The organism is Pedobacter immunditicola (genome assembly GCF_037482985.1).
Classification (GTDB): domain Bacteria; phylum Bacteroidota; class Bacteroidia; order Sphingobacteriales; family Sphingobacteriaceae; genus Pedobacter; species Pedobacter immunditicola.
Genome location: NZ_JBBHKC010000007.1, coordinates 19,093 through 41,023, shown reverse-complemented (window position 1 = coordinate 41,023; position 21,931 = coordinate 19,093). Strand labels below are relative to the sequence as shown.

The 21,931-nt window shown below is 39.3% G+C and carries 22 protein-coding genes and 1 tRNA gene; 9 read left to right on the top strand and 14 right to left on the bottom strand.

What is annotated here, in order from left to right:
* Positions 1 to 36 precede the first annotated feature (36 nt).
* From WG905_RS13440 to WG905_RS13430, 3 genes are all read right to left on the bottom strand, one after another.
* On the bottom strand, positions 37 to 672 hold the full coding sequence (locus tag WG905_RS13440; RefSeq protein ID WP_339592248.1) for a peroxiredoxin: 636 nt from the start codon (positions 670 to 672) through the stop codon (positions 37 to 39).
* 128 nt (positions 673 to 800) lie between these two features.
* Positions 801 to 1,889 (bottom strand): S1C family serine protease, encoded by a 1,089-nt coding sequence (locus tag WG905_RS13435; RefSeq protein WP_339592247.1) that lies wholly within the window; start codon positions 1,887 to 1,889, stop codon positions 801 to 803.
* Between the two features lie 6 nt (positions 1,890 to 1,895).
* Positions 1,896 to 2,462: an RNA polymerase sigma factor gene (locus WG905_RS13430; protein WP_339592246.1), complete on the bottom strand. Its 567-nt coding sequence runs from the start codon at positions 2,460 to 2,462 to the stop codon at positions 1,896 to 1,898.
* Positions 2,463 to 2,667: 205 nt separating this feature from the next.
* Between WG905_RS13430 and WG905_RS13425 the strand changes: the two genes are divergently transcribed.
* The 6 genes from WG905_RS13425 to WG905_RS13400 all read left to right on the top strand — a co-directional run bounded on the left by WG905_RS13425 (position 2,668) and on the right by WG905_RS13400 (position 7,074).
* On the top strand, positions 2,668 to 2,886 hold the full coding sequence (locus tag WG905_RS13425; RefSeq protein WP_339592245.1) for a hypothetical protein: 219 nt from the start codon (positions 2,668 to 2,670) through the stop codon (positions 2,884 to 2,886).
* Positions 2,887 to 3,105: 219 nt separating this feature from the next.
* Positions 3,106 to 3,957 (top strand): hypothetical protein, encoded by an 852-nt coding sequence (locus tag WG905_RS13420; protein WP_339592244.1) that lies wholly within the window; start codon positions 3,106 to 3,108, stop codon positions 3,955 to 3,957.
* Between the two features lie 28 nt (positions 3,958 to 3,985).
* Positions 3,986 to 4,411, top strand: a complete 426-nt coding sequence (locus tag WG905_RS13415) for a rhomboid family intramembrane serine protease (protein WP_339592478.1) — start codon at positions 3,986 to 3,988, stop codon at positions 4,409 to 4,411.
* 130 nt (positions 4,412 to 4,541) lie between these two features.
* Complete coding sequence (locus WG905_RS13410; protein ID WP_339592243.1) at positions 4,542 to 4,760, top strand: OmpH/Skp family outer membrane protein; 219 nt, start codon at positions 4,542 to 4,544, stop codon at positions 4,758 to 4,760.
* 341 nt (positions 4,761 to 5,101) lie between these two features.
* Positions 5,102 to 6,448, top strand: a complete 1,347-nt coding sequence (gene purB / locus WG905_RS13405) for an adenylosuccinate lyase (RefSeq protein ID WP_339592242.1) — start codon at positions 5,102 to 5,104, stop codon at positions 6,446 to 6,448.
* A gap of 77 nt (positions 6,449 to 6,525) precedes the next feature.
* On the top strand, positions 6,526 to 7,074 hold the full coding sequence (locus WG905_RS13400) for a NifU family protein (protein WP_339592241.1): 549 nt from the start codon (positions 6,526 to 6,528) through the stop codon (positions 7,072 to 7,074).
* A 181-nt stretch (positions 7,075 to 7,255) separates the two neighbouring features.
* Here WG905_RS13400 and WG905_RS13395 read toward each other — a convergent pair whose 3' ends face one another.
* From WG905_RS13395 to WG905_RS13370, 6 genes are all read right to left on the bottom strand, one after another.
* On the bottom strand, positions 7,256 to 8,050 hold the full coding sequence (locus WG905_RS13395; RefSeq protein WP_339592240.1) for an inositol monophosphatase family protein: 795 nt from the start codon (positions 8,048 to 8,050) through the stop codon (positions 7,256 to 7,258).
* An 11-nt stretch (positions 8,051 to 8,061) separates the two neighbouring features.
* Positions 8,062 to 9,216, bottom strand: a complete 1,155-nt coding sequence (locus WG905_RS13390; RefSeq protein WP_339592239.1) for a prolipoprotein diacylglyceryl transferase — start codon at positions 9,214 to 9,216, stop codon at positions 8,062 to 8,064.
* A gap of 31 nt (positions 9,217 to 9,247) precedes the next feature.
* Positions 9,248 to 10,567 carry a tRNA (N(6)-L-threonylcarbamoyladenosine(37)-C(2))-methylthiotransferase MtaB gene (gene mtaB, locus WG905_RS13385; RefSeq protein ID WP_339592238.1) on the bottom strand — a complete coding sequence of 440 codons (1,320 nt, stop codon included), beginning with the start codon at positions 10,565 to 10,567 and terminating at the stop codon, positions 9,248 to 9,250.
* 78 nt (positions 10,568 to 10,645) lie between these two features.
* Entirely contained in the window at positions 10,646 to 11,209 is a 564-nt protein-coding gene (locus WG905_RS13380; protein WP_339592237.1) for a UbiX family flavin prenyltransferase, read from the bottom strand.
* A gap of 287 nt (positions 11,210 to 11,496) precedes the next feature.
* Positions 11,497 to 11,573, bottom strand: a tRNA-His gene (locus WG905_RS13375).
* 261 nt (positions 11,574 to 11,834) lie between these two features.
* Positions 11,835 to 12,506: an alpha/beta hydrolase gene (locus tag WG905_RS13370; protein WP_339592236.1), complete on the bottom strand. Its 672-nt coding sequence runs from the start codon at positions 12,504 to 12,506 to the stop codon at positions 11,835 to 11,837.
* Between the two features lie 179 nt (positions 12,507 to 12,685).
* Between WG905_RS13370 and rnhA the strand changes: the two genes are divergently transcribed.
* The gene (rnhA, locus tag WG905_RS13365) at positions 12,686 to 13,159 is read left to right on the top strand and encodes a ribonuclease HI (RefSeq protein WP_339592235.1); all 474 of its coding nucleotides are present in this window, start codon (positions 12,686 to 12,688) and stop codon (positions 13,157 to 13,159) included.
* Here rnhA and fbp read toward each other — a convergent pair.
* From fbp to purL, 5 genes are read right to left on the bottom strand one after another with little or no spacing between them, the layout of a single operon-like run.
* Complete coding sequence (gene fbp / locus WG905_RS13360) at positions 13,154 to 14,209, bottom strand: class 1 fructose-bisphosphatase (protein ID WP_339592234.1); 1,056 nt, start codon at positions 14,207 to 14,209, stop codon at positions 13,154 to 13,156. The two genes, rnhA and fbp, sit on opposite strands and share 6 nt — an antisense overlap.
* 20 nt (positions 14,210 to 14,229) lie before the next feature.
* Positions 14,230 to 14,721: a metallophosphoesterase family protein gene (locus tag WG905_RS13355; RefSeq protein ID WP_339592233.1), complete on the bottom strand. Its 492-nt coding sequence runs from the start codon at positions 14,719 to 14,721 to the stop codon at positions 14,230 to 14,232.
* A gap of 10 nt (positions 14,722 to 14,731) precedes the next feature.
* Positions 14,732 to 15,382: a tRNA1(Val) (adenine(37)-N6)-methyltransferase gene (locus WG905_RS13350; protein WP_339592232.1), complete on the bottom strand. Its 651-nt coding sequence runs from the start codon at positions 15,380 to 15,382 to the stop codon at positions 14,732 to 14,734.
* Positions 15,383 to 15,441: 59 nt separating this feature from the next.
* Positions 15,442 to 15,825, bottom strand: coding sequence for an SMU1112c/YaeR family gloxylase I-like metalloprotein (gene gloA2 / locus WG905_RS13345; protein WP_339592231.1), 384 nt, complete (start codon positions 15,823 to 15,825; stop codon positions 15,442 to 15,444).
* 8 nt (positions 15,826 to 15,833) lie between these two features.
* Positions 15,834 to 18,056, bottom strand: a complete 2,223-nt coding sequence (gene purL, locus WG905_RS13340) for a phosphoribosylformylglycinamidine synthase subunit PurL (protein ID WP_339592230.1) — start codon at positions 18,054 to 18,056, stop codon at positions 15,834 to 15,836.
* Between the two features lie 338 nt (positions 18,057 to 18,394).
* On the opposite strand from purL, the gene WG905_RS13335 reads away from it, so the two are divergent.
* Complete coding sequence (locus tag WG905_RS13335; RefSeq protein ID WP_339592229.1) at positions 18,395 to 20,581, top strand: glutamine synthetase III family protein; 2,187 nt, start codon at positions 18,395 to 18,397, stop codon at positions 20,579 to 20,581.
* Positions 20,582 to 20,660: 79 nt separating this feature from the next.
* Complete coding sequence (locus WG905_RS13330; protein WP_339592228.1) at positions 20,661 to 21,842, top strand: AIR synthase related protein; 1,182 nt, start codon at positions 20,661 to 20,663, stop codon at positions 21,840 to 21,842.
* The last annotated feature ends 89 nt before the right edge of the window (positions 21,843 to 21,931 follow it).

The window sequence follows — 21,931 nt, the reverse complement described above, 5'->3', positions numbered from 1 at the left end:
TAAATAATAAGGAAAACAAGTAAATCGGAAAATTAATTATTTATTCGGTTGAGGGGTAGTTCTCAGGTAAGGTTTTATCACTTCGTGACCCTTTGGAAAACGCGCAGGGATGTCCTCAGTAGCGATACTATTCATTACAATCACATCATCACCATCTTCCCAATCGGCGGGTGTAGCTACGCTATAATTAGCTGTTAGTTGCAAAGAATCAATCACTCTCAACACTTCATTAAAGTTTCTACCGGTAGATGCCGGATAAGTAAGCATCAATTTTACCTTTTTATCAGGACCGATGATGAATAGAGAACGAACGGTAAGCGTTTCCGAAGCATTTGGATGGATCATGTCGTACATGTCAGCAATCTTTTTATCTTCATCCGCAATGATTGGAAATTCAACGTTTGTATTTTGGGTTTCATTGATATCATTAATCCAACCACGGTGCGATTCAGCTGAATCAACACTCAAAGCCAAAACTTTTACATTTCTTTTTTCAAATTCACCTTTAAGTGCTGCCGTGCGACCAAGTTCTGTAGTGCAAACTGGTGTATAATCTGCAGGATGTGAAAATAAAACTCCCCAGCTGTCTCCAAGGAATTCATAAAAATCAATTTTTCCGATTGATGTTTCTGCCTGAAAATTGGGCGCTGCGTCCCCTATTCTTAAACTCATAGTATATCGTTTTTTATGTGTATATTATTTCAAAGGCTAATTTATAAAAAGAAAACCCCCGAAACGACCAAATGTTCGGGGGTTTTAAATATTTATCATAGTAAGCCTATATACTAATAGGCGGATGACTAATTATACACTTTGATCATAAAAACGTAATCCTGAATCATATCAAGCTGTTTGGTACGATTCAAACCTAGCAAGGGGCTTTTCTTTAATAAGGTTTTTTTACCAAGTGAATCCTGTGGAATAGCACTTAGTGCTTCCAAGATATATTTAGACTTCACTGCAAAGGCAGCACCATCTACCTGGTATTCTTTAGCGTTAATTACACCGATCACATTACCACGGTTATCTAACAGTGGTCCTCCACTATTCCCCGGATTAACAGGTATAGACACCTGGTAAGCTGTAGTATCACCAGCATGACCAGTTTTAGAGCTCACATAACCTTCACCCAACACCGCGTCATCTTTAGGGAAGCCAAGCGTAAATACGTTCTCTCCCATCCCGATATTCCCTTTATTAATTTTATATGGCAGAGAAGATAATTCGATAAAATTTTGATCTACAATCTTTAGGATAGCCAGATCATATTGTGGATCCTGGTAAACAACTTTTGCCTTGAAGGAGTCACCTTTGGCATTCTGCACATGCACCGAATCTGCACCATTGATGACATGAAGGTTGGTACATAAATAACCGTTAGACGTAAGTGCAAAACCAGTACCTCCAAATTTGGCAGGGTTTACAGGAGCTTTTTCCAGTTTCCTGTTATTGATGTTCCTGATCAGGTTATTTTGAGAGTTTTTAATTTTCACCAATTCCCTGCTCATCACCTCATAACTACCGTTTTGTTTGGTATTGTGTTGAATAGAATAAATAGAAACCATTGTCAGCAATACAAAAGAAGCAGCCACAGCAATTGCGGATCTATTATTACGCCATAGATTTACAATAAATGATGGATGAGGTTTTAGTTTGTCAGACAAGCTTTCAACGTCAATAGAAGCATGGATAGCGTTCATTTTATCTTTAAGGGATAAAGTGGCACCATATTCTTTCATTGAATCCAGAAAAAACTGATGTGTTACTACCTTATGATCTACTGACGGATCATTTGCACGAAGCTGTTCAAAGGCCTTTCTTTCTTCTTCAGTAAGTTTGCCATTCAAATAATCTTCAATAATAGCATCAAGTTGTAATTCGTTTCTCATTTTTATTTAAGCTTGAAAAAACAGTTTCTTTAATCTTTGCAGGCATTTATATTTTTGCGTCTTCGCATTATCCGTGTTGGTGTATCCAAATTTTTCAGATATTTCCTGCATGGATAAACTATTAATATAAAAATCCTGAATAATAGTCTTGCAAGGTTCTCCCAAAAGTTCAAGTGACGACTTCATTTTTTCAAACTGCTGGTCCTTCTCTTCATGAACTTCCATATCAGTTTCTACAGCTTCTATATCTTCAAAATCTGCCACATTTATAGCTTTTTTGCTTTCCTTGGAAAGTTTTTTCAACCATATGCGTCTGCAAACTGAGTAGATATAGGTTTTAAGTTTGCTGCTTAATTCAAAATCACCACTTTTTATTTTATTATATAAAACAATTATCGCTTCCTGGTAAACATCTTTTGCATCTTCTTCATCCCCGTTGTTATTCAAAATAAATTGTAAAATCATGGGGAAATACCCTACGTACAATTTATTCAGTGCTTCATCCGAGTTATTTAGAATTCCTAAAACTACTTCTCTATCTGTTGGAAGTGAACTGCTTAACTTATTACTCACCAATTAATACTTTTATATGTGAATGGTAACCCAATTATAATTAAAAAATTTACTTTAATGCCTTAAATCATACAAACAGATATATTTGATCCCTGGTCATCGGTTTAAAAAAAGTATTTTACATTTTTCTTCAAACTTAGGGTTACCTTTTAAAATTACGGGTATTAAGATGTAAAATTAATTAATTATTTAAACGGAAATTAGAATGAAAAACTTATTTAAATTTGGCTTTTTAGCTTTAGCAGTATCTTTGACAGTAGCAGCATGTGGTTCAGAACAAACTGGTTCAGACGCTGACACTACTTTAACTGATTCTTCAACTATCATTACTGATACTATTGGAATGGATACTACAGTTACAGATTCAACTGTAAAAGATACTACTGTTTCAGTTGAGACTGAAAAAACAGAAGTTAAAAACTAGTCAACTTTATTCTTTATAAAAAGTCCGGCATCATTAATTATGATGCCGGACTTTTTTATGCCCTATTCATTTTGCTTAGCTTGTTTATTTATGCGCTGAAGTTAGTTACCACTAAGATTTCATATTTATAATACCAGCAAGCTATATCATAAACAAAATTTAAAAAAAATACCGTCAATCTCTAAATCATCCGAACGCTCTTCACTTAAATCATCGCTGATGCCCACTCTCTTTCTCTCTCCTGTGATCATTAAAAAATTAAAGATTTTTTTTATCCCCTTCTTAATTACTGCGTTTGCACTTTGTGGAATATATTCCTTACTCCACTGGGTACTCCTCATCAAATTTCAATTATTCACTGTCAAAGAGATCTACGTAGATGTCGTTGGTCCAGTTGTACTGCCATGGATCCCAATTTTATTTTATTTCAGACCTGCACTTAAGTCTTTGAAGCTCACAACCAAAAAAGGAAACTGGATCGATTTCTATACAATGATGCTTTTTTTCATTTTAATCATTCCGTTTGTGATGTCACAAATTTACCTTAAAGAGGCCACGGGTAAACTCACTCAGCTCCATAACGTCAATGAAATATCAAAATTTGAACCATCGAAGTATTACAAAATTGACAGGCATTTTGTTCATAAATCCAATATTGGTATGCATACCTCTTTTGATGTGAGTGGTAAGTACAACAATCATTTTAATATGCATATTTATATCGCTATGCCAATCTTTGCCGCCGAAACCGATACCTTGAATTCAGTTTGCCTGGCATGGTTAGGGAAAGAATATCAAAAAACAATTAGTAATAAGCTTTCAGCAGCAGAAAAACAACGGGAGTATCAGACATTTTCTATAGAATCGCAGAACAGCTTCAATAAAGAAAATTTTGAAGACTTCATTTTTCTCGATAGGGTTGGCTTTAATGAGGATACAGAAGGTTTCAATAAAGCGATAGAAAAAAACCAAAATTATAGATCTGAAAAGACAGCTGTATTTTTAGCTGTTAACATCCCGTTTGAAGATCGTCTAGGGTGCCAATTTCCGCCCAGCAACCATAAGCGGTGAATGGTGGCGATTGCTTACTAATACATTTATGCATGGCGGGTTAATGCATATCATATTCAATATGGGTGCTTTAGCAGTTGTTGGATCACTTCTGGAGCCAATATTAGGCAGAACTAAATTTCTGATTATCTATATAGCTTTGGGCATTTTGGCGAGTTGTGCCAGTATCTATTGGTTTCAAGCAACAATTAGCGTAGGTGCATCAGGTGCTGTTTTTGGACTCTATGGAATGTTACTTATATTCTTACTCACTAAATTATTCAATCCAGCTTTTAACAAAGTATTCCTAACATATAGCTTAATTTTTATTGCCTTTAATTTAATCATAGGCTTTACAGGCGGAATAGATTATGCCGCACACATTGGCGGTCTGTTAGGCGGAATGTTTGTTGGTTTGATCTTAAGATATTCGGCGTGGGCATTTGAAATACCAGCAGAACAAATAAAATCTTGAAAACCTATGAAAAGCATAGGTTTAGCTGATGATTATTTTTTTATCGAAAAAAATTAAAACTTAGGGTTACCTTTTAAAACTATCGGTATTAAGTTGTAAAATTAATTAATTTATTAAACGGAAAATTAGGATGAAAAACTTATTTAAATTTGGCTTTTTAGCTTTAGCATTATCTTTATCAGTAGCAGCTTGCAGTTCAGAAAAAACTGGTTCAGACGCAGACTCAGTTTTAACTGACTCTTCAACGATCATCACTGATACTACTGCTATGGATACTACAGTTCAAGATTCTACAGTAAAAGATACTACGGTTACTGTTGAAACTGAAAAAACAGAAGTAAAACACTAGTCAAAATTACCTTTTATAAAAGCCTGTACTCACACGAGTACAGGCTTTTTTTGTGCGGTCAGGTTTTAAGGTCATTAGCAGGAAAATTTGCAGTGCAAGTAAACTCCTACCGTGTAGGACAAAAGCAGGGATACGCTGATTTTACCAGGGCGTTGGCAGGGGGTTGCCAGGGCGTTGCTAGGGCCTTGGCAGGTCATTTAGCCCTAGCAAGGCCCTGGCAAGGCTTTCCAAATACCCGCTTAATTGATAAGTGACCTATCTATGAACCCCCTTTTCAGCCTTCCGATTCCCTGAAATACTTAATTAATGTTACCTTTACCATGTAAAAACATTCCACTTACATGAACTTATCTCCACTTCAAGCTATATCTCCTGTTGATGGCCGCTATAGAAACACCACTCAGGCATTAGCAAGCTATTTCTCTGAATACGGTCTTATTAAATACAGGGTCTTCGTTGAAATTGAATATTTTATTGCACTTCGTGAATTAAACCTACCCGGATTAACCGCATTTGACAAAGCCAACTATAACAAGCTCCGCAATATTTATGAAGCTTTTGGCGAAACAGATGCTCAGGAAATAAAAGATACAGAGAAAATCACCAATCATGATGTGAAAGCTGTTGAATACTTTATTAAGAAAAAATTTGATGACCTGAATTTTCAGCCCTTTAAGGAGTTTATTCATTTCGGCTTAACTTCACAAGACATCAACAATACTGCAATTCCTTACACGTTTAAGCTGGCTTTAAATGTAATTTATTATCCTTTAATTTCCGACTTAATCAGCAAGCTCAACGAGCTGGCGCAGGAATGGAAAGATATTCCGTTACTTGCGCATACACACGGGCAGCCTGCCTCTCCTACTAAATTAGGCAAGGAATTTCTTGTATTTGCCGAGCGATTGGCAATTCAGTTAAATAACCTTAAAAATATCCCTAACAGCGCCAAATTTGGTGGTGCGACAGGAAATTTCAATGCGCACCATATTGCTTACCCAAAAATTAACTGGGTAGATTTTTCAAACCAGTTTGTGAATGAAACACTGGGTTTAAACCGTGCACAACATACTACCCAAATCGAACATTATGATCAGTTTGCCGCACAGTGTGATGCGCTAAAAAGAATCAATAACATTATTATTGACCTCGACCGCGACATTTGGGCTTATATCTCTAAAAATTACTTTAAACAAAGGATCAAAGAAGGTGAAGTTGGCTCTTCGGCCATGCCTCATAAAGTAAACCCGATAGATTTTGAAAATGCGGAAGGAAATGCTGGGATTGCCAATGCGCTGTTTGAGTTTTTTGCTGCCAAACTACCAATCTCCCGTTTGCAAAGAGACCTTACCGATTCCACTGTGTTAAGAAATGTTGGCGTACCAATGGCACATACTGTCATCTCCATTACTTCTACGCTGAAAGGGCTAAACAAAATTATTCTTAATAACGATGCCATTGCAGCAGACCTGGATAATAACTGGGCCGTAGTAGCTGAGGCTATTCAAACCGTGTTAAGAAGAGAGGCTTACCCTAACCCATATGAAGCTTTAAAAGACCTGACACGTACCAATCAGAAAATTACTGCCCAAACCATGTCGGTTTTTATTGATGGCCTGGAAATCAGTCCAGATTTGAAAGAAGAGTTGAAACAAATCACGCCCTACAACTATACAGGGGTGTTTTAACAATTAATGACCTTTAACAGACAAGTATAAGTTCAATAGCATCAATAGATTATTTATTTTTGTAAAAAAGAAAGACAATGACTATCAACGTATATACAGAACAAACGCCAAATCCGGCTACAATGAAGTTCATGGTCAATAAATTATTGATCAACGGAAGTGAGGATTTTGCAACCAAAGAAAGTGCTGAGCATTCACCTTTTGCAAAAGAGTTGTTTAAGTTCAATTTCGTTAATGGAGTATTTTTCGCCAGCAACTTTGTTACGGTCACAAAGACCGAAGATGTTGAATGGCCGGATATCGAGCCTATTCTTAAAGAATTTGTAAAAGGCGCTGTAGAATCAGAATATAAAATCAAGGATGAAACGTCGGAGCCTGTTAGCTTTGAAGGCACAGATATTGAAATTAAAATTCAACAGATCCTGAACGACTATGTCCGTCCCGCAGTTGAACAAGATGGTGGTGCAATAAGCTATAAGTCTTTCAATGATGGTGTGGTTACTGTTGAATTGAGAGGTTCTTGCAGTGGCTGTCCTTCTTCTACCATTACCTTAAAATCTGGTATCCAGAATTTATTGCAAAGAATGGTACCTGAGGTGAAAGAGGTAGTTTCTGAAGCCCTTTAAAATTACGTTGGAGCATATTTTGTTTTCATAAATAATGAAACCATCATCAGCTTTAATTTTTTGCCATTTTGCATTTGCAGGCTGATGATGGTTACATTCATATAAATTTCCTTTTAATAAATAGCAAAGGCCCTGATTCAGGGCCTTTGCTATTTATTAAAAACGATATCATTCATTTGTTTTATTTATTGAAATGCCTGCTCATGGCTTCCAGAACTTCCTGATCGATTAAAGAATTAGTGGCTAATATTTCCCGGTTGAGCACAAATTCATCTCCCCCTTTAAAGTTCAGCACATGACCTCCTGCCTGTTGTACCAGGTAAGCTCCCGCAGCCACATCCCATTCGTTAAGGTTATACTCAAAGAAAGCATCAAATCTGCCGCAGGCCACATAGGCCAAATCAACGGCAGCAGAGCCAATACGCCTTAATCCATGACATTTGCGCATCATTTCTGCGATAAGATCCATGTATTGCGCTTGTTTTTCAAAATCATAGTAAGGAAATCCAGTGGCCAGCAAGGAGTTAGCAAGCTGATTACGGTTGGAAACACTAATGACCTTGTTATTAAGGAAAGCACTGCCACCCTTATAGCTATAGAACATCTCTCCTCTGTTAATTTCATAAACAACACCCAGCACCGGGCTGTTATCCTCATATAACGCTATGCTAATGGAGTAAGTAGGCACACCATGGATAAAGTTAGTGGTACCATCTAAAGGATCGATGATCCAGTTATAGGTGCCACCCTTCGTATCAACGGTTTCTTCTTCTGTAACAAAACCCGCACCGGGAATTAATTCAGCTAAATTGACGACCAGATGTTCCTCTGCGGTCTTGTCAACATAAGACACCAGATCATTCAACCCCTTCAGTTCGATTTTTTTTTCATCGAAATTCATGGATTCTTTTCTTATAAAATTACCAGTTAAACGCGTAATCGCGATAACCTTGGTACATAACAATTCGTAATCCAATGGCTTTAAATTTAATAGGCCGCGTGTTTCTCTTTATTTTTAACAGAGTATACCACAAGTACCAAACCAGTAATAAATAATATCAATGAAATCAATTCAGCCTGTGTAAAAGCAATTCCTGCAACGTTGTATTTAGTGTTTACCCTGATCAGTTCAACCAGGAAGCGCTCAACGCCATTCATCATTAAATAAATGCCAAACATCATTCCAGGAAGTTTAATACGATGGCGAATCTTCCACAAAATCAAAAACAAAACGAAACACACCAGGGCTTCATAAATTGGTGTTGGGTATACGGGTAAAGGTAATTCATTACAAAATCTTCCTACACAGCCTGGAATAGGATTTCCCTCCATGGCTACGTTATTAGGGTAAGTAGAGGACCACAACCAATCGGGGAACCAGCTGAAAGGTTTAGGATTGGTATTAACGATACCCCAATCGCCATCACCGGACATCTGGCATCCAATTCTGCCCACACTGTAAGCCAGCATCATTCCCGGACCACCAACATCAAGCATATGCAGGGGTTTAATGCCATTCTTCCTTGCAATGTAAACTACCGCAGCGCCACCGCAAATTAACCCCCCATAGAAAGTTAAACCACTAAAGGATAACAAACCACCAATAGGGTCTTTTATAAAGGTATCCCAATGTTCGAGATTATCAAATATTTTAGCACCAAGAAAGCCCCATATTGCGGCCCATACAATTAAATGGCCCATCAATTCATGAGGATGCTGTGTTACCTGTACAGTTTTAGGCTGTGAAAGCTGATGTTTCCCTTTCTCTTTATATTCCCAATAGGCAAAAAGGCCTGCAAAAAATACACCACCTAAAAGGCTTCCCTTTGTGGAGAGCAATACCGTTTGGGCATCACTCACAAAGAGCTGGTAATTCAGTAAAGCATAAACCAGCTTATAACCAATTAAAAAACCGAAGATCCCATTGTATACTAAGTCAGACGTACTCGCTGGCTTACCAATCACCATGCTTTTCTTTATAGGATGCAAAATACCGAGCGCCTCTTTACGTTGCAGCTCCTTACTGAAAGCCCAGTAACCGGCCATAAAAGCCAATGCTACAAATACACCGAAAGTATTAAAAGGTAAGGGAATCTGGACGCCAAATAGGTATTCTATAAAATGAGATACAGTAGGAAACATACGTATTAAAAAGTTTTATGCGAATATAGTATTAATGCGCTAAAACCTGGCTGCATTCAGTAACTTCTACCTCACCATCCGCAGTAATTGCAACAAGATTCACAGATTTAATTTCATTCACCATTACAGGGTCATACTTCGCCCGTACTTTTACATAATTTTTGGTGAATCCATGCATAAAGCCACTTTTTTGGTCATCCTCAAAAAGAACCTCTCCCACTGTGCCTAGCTGTGACTCATAAAAAGCCCTTCTTTTTTTGTCAGATAAAATATGCAGCATTTTATTGCGGTCTGCACGGGTGCTACCTGCAACGCTACCGGTCATTTCTGCTGCTGCAGTTTGCTCACGCTCTGAATAAGTAAAGACATGCAGGTAGGAAATATCAAGCTCATTTAAAAACTGATAAGTTTCCAGGAAGTCTTCATGGGTTTCGCCTGGGAAACCTACAATGACATCTACGCCTATGCAACAATTGGGAATAAGCGCTTTAATATGGGCTACTCGTTCAGTATAAAGTTCACGCTGGTAACGTCTGCGCATAAGGCCCAATATTTTATTGGAACCAGACTGCAGGGGAATATGGAAATGGGGAACGAATCTTTTAGAAGTTGCAACGAAACTAATGATTTCATTGCTCAATAAATTGGGCTCAATGGAAGAAATCCTGATTCTTTCAATACCTTCTACCTCGTCAAGCGCTTTAACAAGATCGAAGAACTTATCTTCGCGCTCGCCATTTCTGATTCCGAAATCACCAAGGTTCACCCCCGTTAAAACAATCTCTTTAACCCCGCTTTCAGCGATTTGCCTGGCGCGGTTCAGCACATTCTCAATGGTGTCACTTCTGCTTCCCCCACGGGCAAGCGGAATGGTGCAATAAGTACAAGGATAATCACAACCATCCTGAACTTTTAAGAAAGTACGGGTTCTGTCGCCAATAGAATAAGCGGCAATAAAATTATGATTTACTTTTTCGATATTTTGCTGGTGAACAATTGCTTTTGGCTGTTTGGTAAGGTCAGTTATAAATTCAACAATCCTGAATTTTTCTGCAGCCCCAAGTACCATATCTACACCTTCAATTTCTGCAATTTCGGTAGGTTTCAATTGTGCATAACAGCCTACAATGGTGATGTAGGCATTTGGCGCATATTTCAAAGCTTCCTTAACCACCTTGCGGCATTTTTTATCCGCATGATCTGTTACAGAACAAGTATTGATGACATAAACATCGGCACCAGCTGTAAAATCAACGACAGCATAACCAGCATCGGTAAACAGACGACCAATTGTTGAAGTTTCTGAGAAATTCAACTTACAACCTAATGTATAAAAAGCAACTTTCTTCATATTAAAGTCTGCAAAGATACAGTTTTGAATTGCTTATCCTTTTGCAAATGAAGGCTTGATTGTAAACTTTGTATAAAATTACTCATTCCAGCGATAACTATCCTGTTCCAGGCCTGTCAAATCAATAACCCGGCTTACTACCGTTTGCGCTACTTCTTCAATGGTTTTGGGCAGGTTATAAAAGGAAGGGTTCGCCGGGCAGATGATTCCCCCAGCTTCGGTAACCGTCTTCATATTGTTAAGGTGGATCAGACTGAATGGTGTATCACGCACCACAGCAATCAGCTTCCTGCGTTCTTTTAAAATTACATCTGCTGCCCGCGAAATTAAGTCGTTGGAGATTCCCTGGGCAATTCTTCCCAGCGTACCCATGGAACAAGGAATGATGACCATGGTATCGTATTTGGCAGAACCGGAAGCAAAAGGTGCATTAAAATCCATTTTTTGGTAAAAATCAACGGCGTAATCATCATAAGCTTGATTTCCAAGCTCATACTGCCAAACTTCTTTGGCATTGTCGGACATCACCACGCCTACCCTTTCAATTTGGTCACTTAACTTCATTAAATTATCAAGTAATAGCTTCGCGTAGATAGATCCACTAGCTCCGGTGATGGCGATTATAAGTTTTTTTTTGCGCATAGATGGCCTAAAGATACAATCTTTACCATAAAAAAGGGCCGAATACAAGTATCCGACCCTACATCTACCTATGAAAAACATACCCAATAAAGGGTAAGCCCAAATGTAATTATCTTTTCTTAATAATGAAAGCCAATGCTCAGTTTTTTAATGTAATATTTTCTTAAAGGAAATTTAGTGCAAAATTGAGTATAAGCAAGTCGATATACGCTATAAACAGCAAATGAATAAGCCAATGAGATAGGCCGTAAAAAAAAAAGCGGTCTGTTTAGACCGCTTTTACTGATTGGGGTGGAATATGGGGCTCGAACCCACGACCCTCGGTACCACAAACCGATGCTCTAACCAACTGAGCTAAAACCACCGTATATTTCAGTTTGACAAAAGTACAAACTTTTATAGAACATACAAATTTATTTTACAAATCCACGGTAATTTTCAGTAATTAATTAGTCCTCAGGCACATTAATTTTCATCACCATAGATAAATTTCATTGCTATTCCGAAGCTATAGGCCTATGATCTTTATCCTAGGTTTTAAGACTATTGAAAACTACCCCTATCTTTTGGGGGAAAAGGATAAAACTTCCTGAACAAACACGCATATTTGTTTAAAACACACGTATCATGACAACCATGCCACAAGATCTTTTACAATCTTTTTATTGATTTGATGCCCCAGCATATACTCATGGTAGCTGAGCTGAACACCGAGGTTTTGAAGAAATTCTTTGGCTTCTCTGGCACAGCTAACAGACATCGAAGCATCGAGCGTACCATGAGCAACAAATACCCTTAAATTTCCATGTGCTGGTTTCTTTGTCACTAACGGTGTTATTTCAGGCAGCATTCTGCTGCTTAAAATAACCAGACCATTTATCAGCTCCGGATGGAGAAGCCCGATGGTATAACTCATAATTCCCCCCTGACTAAAACCGCCAAGGTAAATTTCGTCAAGCATGTAAGTCTCTTTTAGCTGGGCAATAAACTTCACTAATTTTTGCCGGCTCTGCGTTTCCTCCTCCACATTAATCACAGGTTTGCCACTGGCAAAATCAACTTCGTACCAGGCAAAAATACCTTCACCTAATACATAAGGGCCCCTAGGACTAATAAATACCCAGTCTTTTGGTAAATGGAGCTTCAGGCTAAATATATCCTTTTCATTACCACCTACACCGTGTAATAAAATAATGCCTTTTTGTTTTGTTGACTTTGTTGCTGGTTGCCTTAAAAGATACTGAAAATCATACCCCTCAGTTACAAATGACTCGTGGAGTGCTGTCGTTGTTTCCATGGCTCAAATTTTAAATGGTCAATTTTAGGTTAACATTCAACAGAATACTAAGTTTTTGTTTACCGGCTAAATTTTTATGATTGGTAGTACACTCCTGTAAAGGCGGGTCTTGAATTGCAGCCCCTTTCTTTGTTTAAACAATGTTTCATTACAAGGTAAATTCTCTACTTTTGTCAGCGATGATAAATATTTACACAGACGGTGCAGCAAGTGGAAATCCGGGTCCTGGTGGTTATGGAGTGATTTTACGTTCAGGATCTCATTATAAAGAATTAAGCGGAGGCTTTCGTTTAACAACCAATAACCGCATGGAACTGCTGGCTGTCATTGTTGGGCTGCAAGCTATTAAAAGTCCGGGGCAGGAAGTTACCATCTATTCAGACTCCAAATATGTAGTAGATTCAGTAGAGAAAAAATGGGTTTTTGGCTGGGTGAAAACAGGTTTTAAAGGGAAGAAAAATGCAGACCTGTGGAAACGCTTCCTGGAGATATACAAACAGCATCATGTAAAATTTATCTGGATAAAGGGGCATAATAGCCATCCTGAAAATGAGCGTTGTGACCAGCTGGCAGTTGCGGCCTCCAAACAAACAAGTACATTGGCTATAGATGCCCCCTTCGAGGCGGAACGAAATAAACCCAGCCTTTTATAAGTTATTTAATTCTATTTTTTTAACGCATTCAGCTATCGGTTTTACCGGAGAATATTCCTCCATTAAGCGCTCTGCTGTTCTCACCATTTTTTCTGAACCGATAAAAATGGAGGTCCGTTGGTGTAAAGCTGTCGGTTGGATATCAAGAATCCTGTTCAATCCGTCTGAGGCTACACCTCCAGCCTGTTCGATAAGGAAAGCCATTGGATTGCATTCATAGATCAGGCGCAGTTTTCCATTAGGCGAGCTTGATGTGGTGGGATACAAATAAATACCCCCTTTGATTAAGTTCCGGTGTATATCTGCCACCATGGAACCAATATACCTGGATGTATAAGGCCTGTTTGTTGCCGTATCTTCTACCTGTGCATATTTAATGTATTTCTTAACCCCTTCAGGAAAATGCACATAATTACCTTCATTGATGGAGTAGATATTGCCATCTGCAGGCACCTTCATATTTGGATGTGATAAGCAAAACTCTCCGATAGATGGATCCAGCGTAAAGCCATTCACTCCATGTCCTGTTGTATAAACGATCATGGTCGATGAGCCATAAATCACATATCCAGCTGCAACCTGCTCCGTCCCCTTTTGCAGCACATCATCTATGGTAGCCATGCCATCGATAGATTTGCGCCTGTAGATGGAAAAGATAGTACCAACAGCAACATTGCAATCTATATTTGAAGAGCCATCCAATGGATCAATACATACAATATATTTGGCGTTCTTTGACACCGGGGAGTCAATGGGAACAAATTCCTCTTCCTCTTCGGTCGCCACAATACAACACTCACCACCACTGGTCAAAGCAGCGATAAATTGAGTGTTGGCGAACACATCGAGTTTCTTTTGGTCCTCACCCTGTATGTTAACCGTTCCTGCTTCTCCCAGGATATCTACAAGACCAGCTTTGTTAACCTCCCTGTTAACAATTTTTGATGCAATTCCAATATCTCTCAATAACCTGGAAAGCTCGCCTTTAGCGTATGGGAAGTCGCCCTGTTTTTCAATTATAAACTGACCTAATGTTTTAATGCCTGACATACCTTAGTGTATTTTTTACGTTATCTATTGCCTAATTCTACGACTTCTAAGGTATGTATTTTTTCATCAGAAATACAAAATCGGATTAAAGTTCTCACTTTATGCCAGCCTGATTTACCTGCTGCACCGGGATTTATGTGCAGGCTGTTAATTTTTTCATCAAACATGACTTTTAGGATATGAGAATGACCAGTGATAAAAAGCATCGGCGGCTTAGTGTAAATCTCCGGCTTCACCTGCGGAGCATACCTTCCGGGGTAACCGCCAATATGTGTTATCCAGACATCGACCTTTTCACATTGAAAACGCAAGTGCTCCGGATAGGCCATCCGAATCTCTTTATCATCGATATTACCATATACTCCCCTTAAGGGTTTAAACTTGGCAAGTTTATCAGCTACACCGGTGCCAAAATCACCAGCATGCCATATCTCATCACACTGGTCGAAATGCTTAAATACAGCATCATCCAAATAACTATGGGTATCAGATAGCAGTCCTATTTTCTTCAAGATTTTTAATTTAAAAGGCCAAAAAGTAATCTTTCAGCAAATTGATGTAAGCAGGTGTATACACCCTTTCGGCTTCATATATATAGAAGTTTTCGTGTTCAGGAGGTTGTTGACTAAAGCTGAAGCATATAATCTGTCTGAATTCCGTTTTATAAATATCAGAAAAAATGTGGATAATTTTTAATGGAAAAAGGCGTGATAATACTGCGTTAACCGCCAGTTGTTCGGCCTGTTTTACGGGGAGAATAACCCAAAAAACACCTTTCTTATGTAAAAGCCCGGAGACTTTGCGCAATAAGGCGGCAAAAAAATCTTCATGGGTATGCCGCGCTATGCCTTTCCTGGCTTCAGGATTTTTAAGGTCGTTTACAAAGTAAGGTGGGTTTGATACGATAAGCTCGTAACGATCATCGGACTTAAAGGCGGAAATATCCGAGAGATTAACCATCAGACGGCCCGCAAATGCAGATTGATTAAAATTTGTGGCTGCCCTGATGGCTGCAGGTTTATCGATTTCAACCGCTTCTACAAAAGCTTGCACATAACGTTGGGCAAGCATCATGGCGATTACTCCGGTCCCAGTTCCAATATCAAGGATCCTGGTGGGTGCAGCATGTACTGCAATTGCGCCCAGCAAAACACCATCAGTATTAATTTTCATGGCGCAGTCTGACTGGTCCACTTCGAATTGTTTAAATTTAAAAATGCTTCCCATTCAAATCAGCGTTCATATATTTCTAATGGCAATCCATCTGGATCGGCAAAAAAGGTGAACTTCTTCCCGCTGTACTCATCCGTTCGAACGGCTTCTGTAAGCACACCTTTCTCGTTCAGCCATTGGGCAACGGCTTCTATATTGTCAACTTCAAAAGCCAGGTGCCTTAATCCGGCAGCCTCCGGCCGGGACGACCTTGGCGGGACATCTTCAAAAGAAAATAATTCAATCTGGTAATGTGCGTTGATGGCAAGGTCAAGCTTATAAGATTTACGTTCAGCCCGGTACACTTCCTGAACAACCGTTAAACCGAGAATATTTACGTAAAAATCTTTGCTCAGATCATAATCAGTGCAAATAATGGCAACATGGTGGATTTTATTAAACATAGTATCTATTAAGCACCTAACAAATTATGCAATACGTTATGGTGGATATTTTTCGCTTCCCTTACAGACCCAAAACTTTCCTCATCAATGAGCAACGCTCCAGTGGTTACTGTACCAATCAAACTAAAGTCAGTTGTGGAAGCAGCCATCAGCTCAACAAACGACTCCTGCAGATCGGGAGATACCGAAACAACAACCCTTCCTTGTGCCTCCCCAAATAGAAAAGCGTCTTTGCGTATACCATCTTCGGTATTGATATCAAAACCAAGCATTTGGCAAAGGGAGGATTCCAATAGCGTTATATATAAGCCGCCGTCTGAAACATCGTGAGCAGACCTGATTAAGCCTTGTATAATTAATTGTTTTACGACCTGTTGCATGGCGTACTCCTCTTCTAAATTGAAGTATGGTGCAGGTGAGGCCTGAATTTGTATATAGGAAGTTAAATATTGTGAAGATGAAATACAATTATGTGAAGCGCCGATCAGGTAAATTAAATCACCGGGCGTCTGAAAAGCAAGGGAAGTTAACGTTTGTAGGTTATCCAGCACCCCAAGCATCCCAATTGTGGGAGTTGGAAATACAGGTCCCTCATCGCTCGACTGGTTATAAAAGGACACATTACCGCCGGTTACAGGTGTTTGAAACCTGGTGGCCGCAGCACTCATTCCTTTAATGGCACCCACAAACTGCCAGTACACTTCAGGATCATAAGGATTGCCGAAGTTGAGGCAATTGGTGATGGCTACGGGCTCAGCACCCGCACAGGTAATGTTTCGCGCAGCTTCCGCAACCGCGATGGCACAACCCACCTCTGGATCTGCATTCACATAACGGGCATTGCAATCGATAGTCAAAGCCAAGGCTTTATTGGTGTGTTTCACAGCAATAACAGCCGCATCGCTGGGCCGGTTGGTAGTCAGGTTTGCTGTACCCACCATTGAATCATATTGTTCAGTAACCCAACGTTTGGAAGCCAGGTTGGGGTGTGAAGTCAGGTGTTCTGCAATAGCCCTTAAATTCTGCGGCTCGGCAACCTGATCTATCTTAAACTTTTTAAACTCCTGGAAATAAGCCGGCTCTCTATAAGGCCTGTCGTAAACAGGTGCACCGCCGCCCAATACCAAATCTTTCGCAGGTACATCCGCCACTAATATGCCGTTCATAAAGAATTCCAGTCGCTGGGTATCCGTCACTTCACCAATGATGGCACAATTAAGGTCCCATTTGTCGAATATAGCTTCGACTTCAGCTTCACGCCCTTTTTGCACCACCATCAGCATGCGCTCCTGAGACTCAGATAATAAAAGTTCAAAAGGCAGCATGTCCGCCTGGCGGGTGGGCACAAGATCAAGAAAAATCCGCATCCCGTGTTCGCCTTTAGCGCTCATTTCAGAAGTAGAGCAGATGATTCCCGCAGCCCCCATGTCCTGCATACCAATAATGGCACCCGACTTAATCACTTCGAGGGTAGCCTCCAATAAAAGTTTTTCCTGGAAAGGGTCTCCAACCTGTACCGAAGGCAGGTCATTTATCGAATCCTCGGTAATATTTTTAGAAGCAAAAGCAGCTCCATGTATACCATCCTTTCCGGTTGCAGAACCCACTATATATACAGGGTTTCCTACCCCATAAGATGTAGCAGAAACGGTTTCCCCTACTTTAAGGATACCGGCAGACATGGCATTGACCAACGGATTGACATAATAACATTCGTCGAAAAACAATTCGCCCCCAACAGTGGGTACGCCGAAAGCATTGCCATAATCTCCTATCCCCTGCACTACCCCTTTTAAAAGATACTGCGTTCTGGCATGTTTGAGATCGCCGAAACGTAAGGAGTTCAACTGCGCGATAGGCCTGGCACCCATGGTAAAAATATCCCTGTTGATGCCGCCAACGCCGGTAGCCGCCCCCTGGTAGGGTTCAAGTGCCGAAGGATGATTGTGTGATTCTATTTTAAACACGCAGGCTATACCGTCACCAAGGTCTACCATTCCTGCATTTTCTTCACCTGCTTTAGCCAGCAAGTGCGGACCTTCATTAGGTAATGTCTTCAACCATTTGATGGAATTTTTATAAGAGCAATGCTCGCTCCACATGACCGAAAAGATGGACAACTCGGTGAAATTAGGAGTACGACCCAGTATTTCTATAACCCGGTCAAACTCTTCCGCTAAAAGACCTAAATCTTTCGCGGTCTCTAATGTAGTCAGCTGTGTATTTTCCACGGTTCTTAATTAAGATTAAGGGTTATTACAAAGTTAAAAAAATCCATTGAATGCCTTTCAATTTAAAATATAATGAAACCAACACACGCTTGCTGCTTACCTATAGCCATGAAAAGCTCCTATTAGCTTCATTTTATTAGCGCAGCAGTCAGTAAGCGACAAAACACCTTCTATCGAAATTTAAACCAAAAACCCGCCCATATATTATAAAACCGCCTTATTACAACAAATCAACTATGGAAACTATTACTTTTTATCATTTTATTTGGTATTTTTTATAAATCCTTGCGATTTATTAATAATATACTTTATTTTTGGTTCAAATTTTAAACGAATCAATGAAAACCTTAAGAACACTTGCATTAAAAGAGGCACAATCCAGAATTTCACCAGAAGTAAATGGATCAACAACCAAAATTTCGGAGTTTTTCGGTTGTAACACATTCGATAAGAAAAAAATGAAAGATTTTTTATCGAAAGAAGTTTTTGAAAAATTAAGTGCATCCATAAATCATGGTGAATTAATCAATCAGGATGATGCCAATCATATTGCCACAGCGATGAAGACTTGGTCACTTTCTAAAGGAGTAACCCATTATACCCATTGGTTCCAGCCTTTAACAGGAACAACCGCTGAAAAACATGATTCATTTTTTGAACCAAGTGCTGATGGTGCCATTGAAAAGTTTGCAGGAAGCGCTTTAGTACAACAAGAACCAGATGCTTCAAGTTTCCCTAACGGTGGTATTCGTAACACCTTTGAAGCCCGTGGATATACTGCATGGGATCCATCATCTCCGGCGTTTATTATGGAAAGTAAAGCAGGTAAAACTTTATGCATTCCAACTGTATTTGTTTCCTACACCGGTGAAGCATTAGATTATAAGGCCCCATTGCTAAAAGCAATGAGCGCTTTAGACAAGGCAGCCGTTGAAGTTTGTCAGTATTTCGATAAAGGCATTACTAAAGTAAATGCTTCATTGGGAATAGAACAAGAATATTTCTTAGTCGATATTGCCTTATATAATGCCCGTCCGGATTTAGTGTTAACCGGCCGTACTTTATTTGGTCATATGTCTGCTAAAGGACAACAATTGGAAGATCATTATTTCGGATCAATTCCTGAAAGGGTATTCAGTTTCATGGTAGACTTCGAAAACGAAGCCTTGAAATTAGGCATACCTCTTAAAACCCGTCACAATGAAGTTGCCCCAATGCAATTTGAATGTGCCCCTATATTTGAAGAAATCAACCTTGCCATTGATCACAATCAGTTGTTAATGGACTTAATGGGAAAAGTTGCCCTAAGACATCACTTCAAAGTGTTATTACATGAGAAACCTTATGCTGGCATCAATGGCTCCGGTAAACACAATAACTGGTCGTTGATTACAGATACAGGTAAAAACCTGTTGTCTCCAGGTAAAACACCAAAAAACAACCTGATGTTCCTTGCTTTCTTTGTGAACACCATTAAAGCAGTACACGAACATGCAGACTTATTAAGGGCAAGTATTGCTTCGGTAAGCAACGATCACCGTTTAGGTGCCAACGAAGCTCCGCCAGCAATTATCTCTATCTTCCTTGGCTCGCAGTTGAATGACGTATTAGATGAAATCGAATTGTCACGCAGCATGATCAAAAAAGTGAAAAGTGAAGATTCTTTATGGTTAGGTATACCTAAAATCCCGCTAATCAATTTTGATACCACTGACCGTAACCGTACATCGCCTTTTGCCTTTACGGGTAATAAATTCGAATTAAGAGCTGTTGGTTCTTCTGAAAACTCGTCATCACCAATGACCGTGTTAAATGCAATCGTTGCTGATCAGCTGACTAAGTTTAAAGTTGAGGTAGATAAACTGATTAAAAAAGGTGAGAAAAAAGACGTTGCCTTATTAACCATTATCAAAAGATATATTAAAGAATCAAAAGATATCCGTTTTGAAGGAAACGGCTATAGCCAGGAGTGGGAAGATGAAGCTACTAAACGTGGATTATCTAATATTAAAACTACCCCTAAAGCTTTAGATGCTTATGTAAGCGAAAAAACGATCGAAGTATTCGCTAAAACAAACGTCTTCAGTGCACGTGAATTAGAAGCCCGCCATGAGATCTTGTTAGAGAGCTATTTCAAAAAACTTCAAATTGAAGCAAGGGTAATGGGCGAAATGGCCAACAGTATGGTCATTCCTGCAACTATTGCTTACCAGAATACCTTATTGGAAAATGCCAGGGGATTAAAAGAACTTGGCTTAAATGGTGAAGCATTGGAAACGCCTGTTGCCATCATCACCAAGGTGTCAGAACACCTTAGAATTGTAAAAACCAGCATTGATGCGATGCTAGAGGAACGTAAAGTAACCAACAAGATCGAAGACTTGCGTGAAAGAGCAATTGCTTATGATGTGAATGTGAAAAGTTACTTTGACACCATCCGTTACCATACCGATAAATTGGAACAAATTGTTGATGATAGCGTATGGCCATTAATCAAATTCAGAGAGCTGTTATTTTTAAAATAAGCAGGCATAATTAATTAGTTTTATAACTTCTGCCCTAAAAAGCAGGAGTTTTTTTTTTGTTTCCTATCTTTGCCCTAACATGAGTGATAACAGGTATAATCAACGTGGCGTTTCTGCCTCTAAAGAAGATGTGCACCAGGCCATCAAAAACATTGACAAAGGCATATTTCCACAGGCTTTTTGTAAAATCATCCCCGATATTTTAGGTCAGGATGAGGAATATTGCAACATCATGCATGCTGACGGTGCAGGCACAAAATCGTCCCTGGCTTACGTTTACTGGAAAAAAACAGGTGATATATCTGTTTGGAAAGGAATTGCCCAGGATGCCATCATCATGAATATTGATGATTTAATATGTGTTGGCGCAACAGAGAATATTTTGATATCTTCAACAATCGGCAGAAATAAAAACCTGGTACCCGGAGAAGTGATTGCGGCCATCATTAATGGTACAGAAGAAGTTTTAGCTGATTTACGTGAACAGGGCATCTCTATTTATTCTACCGGTGGCGAAACAGCCGATGTGGGCGACCTTGTACGTACCATCATTGTTGATTCTACAGTGACTTGCCGCTTAAAACGTGAAGATGTGATCAGCAACCACCACATACAGGCGGGAGATGTTATTGTAGGACTTTCATCCTACGGACAGGCCAGTTATGAAAAAGAATACAATGGCGGTATGGGCTCCAATGGTCTTACTTCTGCAAGACATGACGTTTTTAATAAAGACATTGCGCAGCAATACCCTGAAAGTTATGATCCTTCTGTTCCTTTTGACCTGGTTTTTTCAGGCAGTAAAGGTTTAACAGACCCTATAAAAATTGATGAGCAAACAGTAGTGACGGCTGGAAAACTGGTTTTATCACCTACCCGTACTTATGCACCGGTGATCAAGAAGATTTTAGCCGGCTGGCGCAAGCAAATCCATGGCATTGTACATTGCAGTGGTGGTGCACAAACTAAAGTGCTTCATTTTATTAATGATGACGTGCATGTCATTAAAGACAACCTGTTTCCAATTCCTCCGTTGTTTAAACTTATACAGGAAGAATCTGGTACCGCATGGGAAGAAATGTATAAAGTATTCAACATGGGTCACAGAATGGAATTATATGTTCCTCAGGAAATTGCTGCAGAAATCATTGCCATATCGAAGAGCTTCAATATTGATGCACAAATAATTGGCAAAGTGGAAACCGCTGCTCAGAAACAAGTGACCATTAAGAGTGAAAATGGCACCTATATTTATAACTAAGAAATTTACACCATAACTCAGAACCAGCATTAGCTGTTCCCATATAAAGCCACTTATTTTAACATAAGTGGCTTTTTTTTGAATAAATA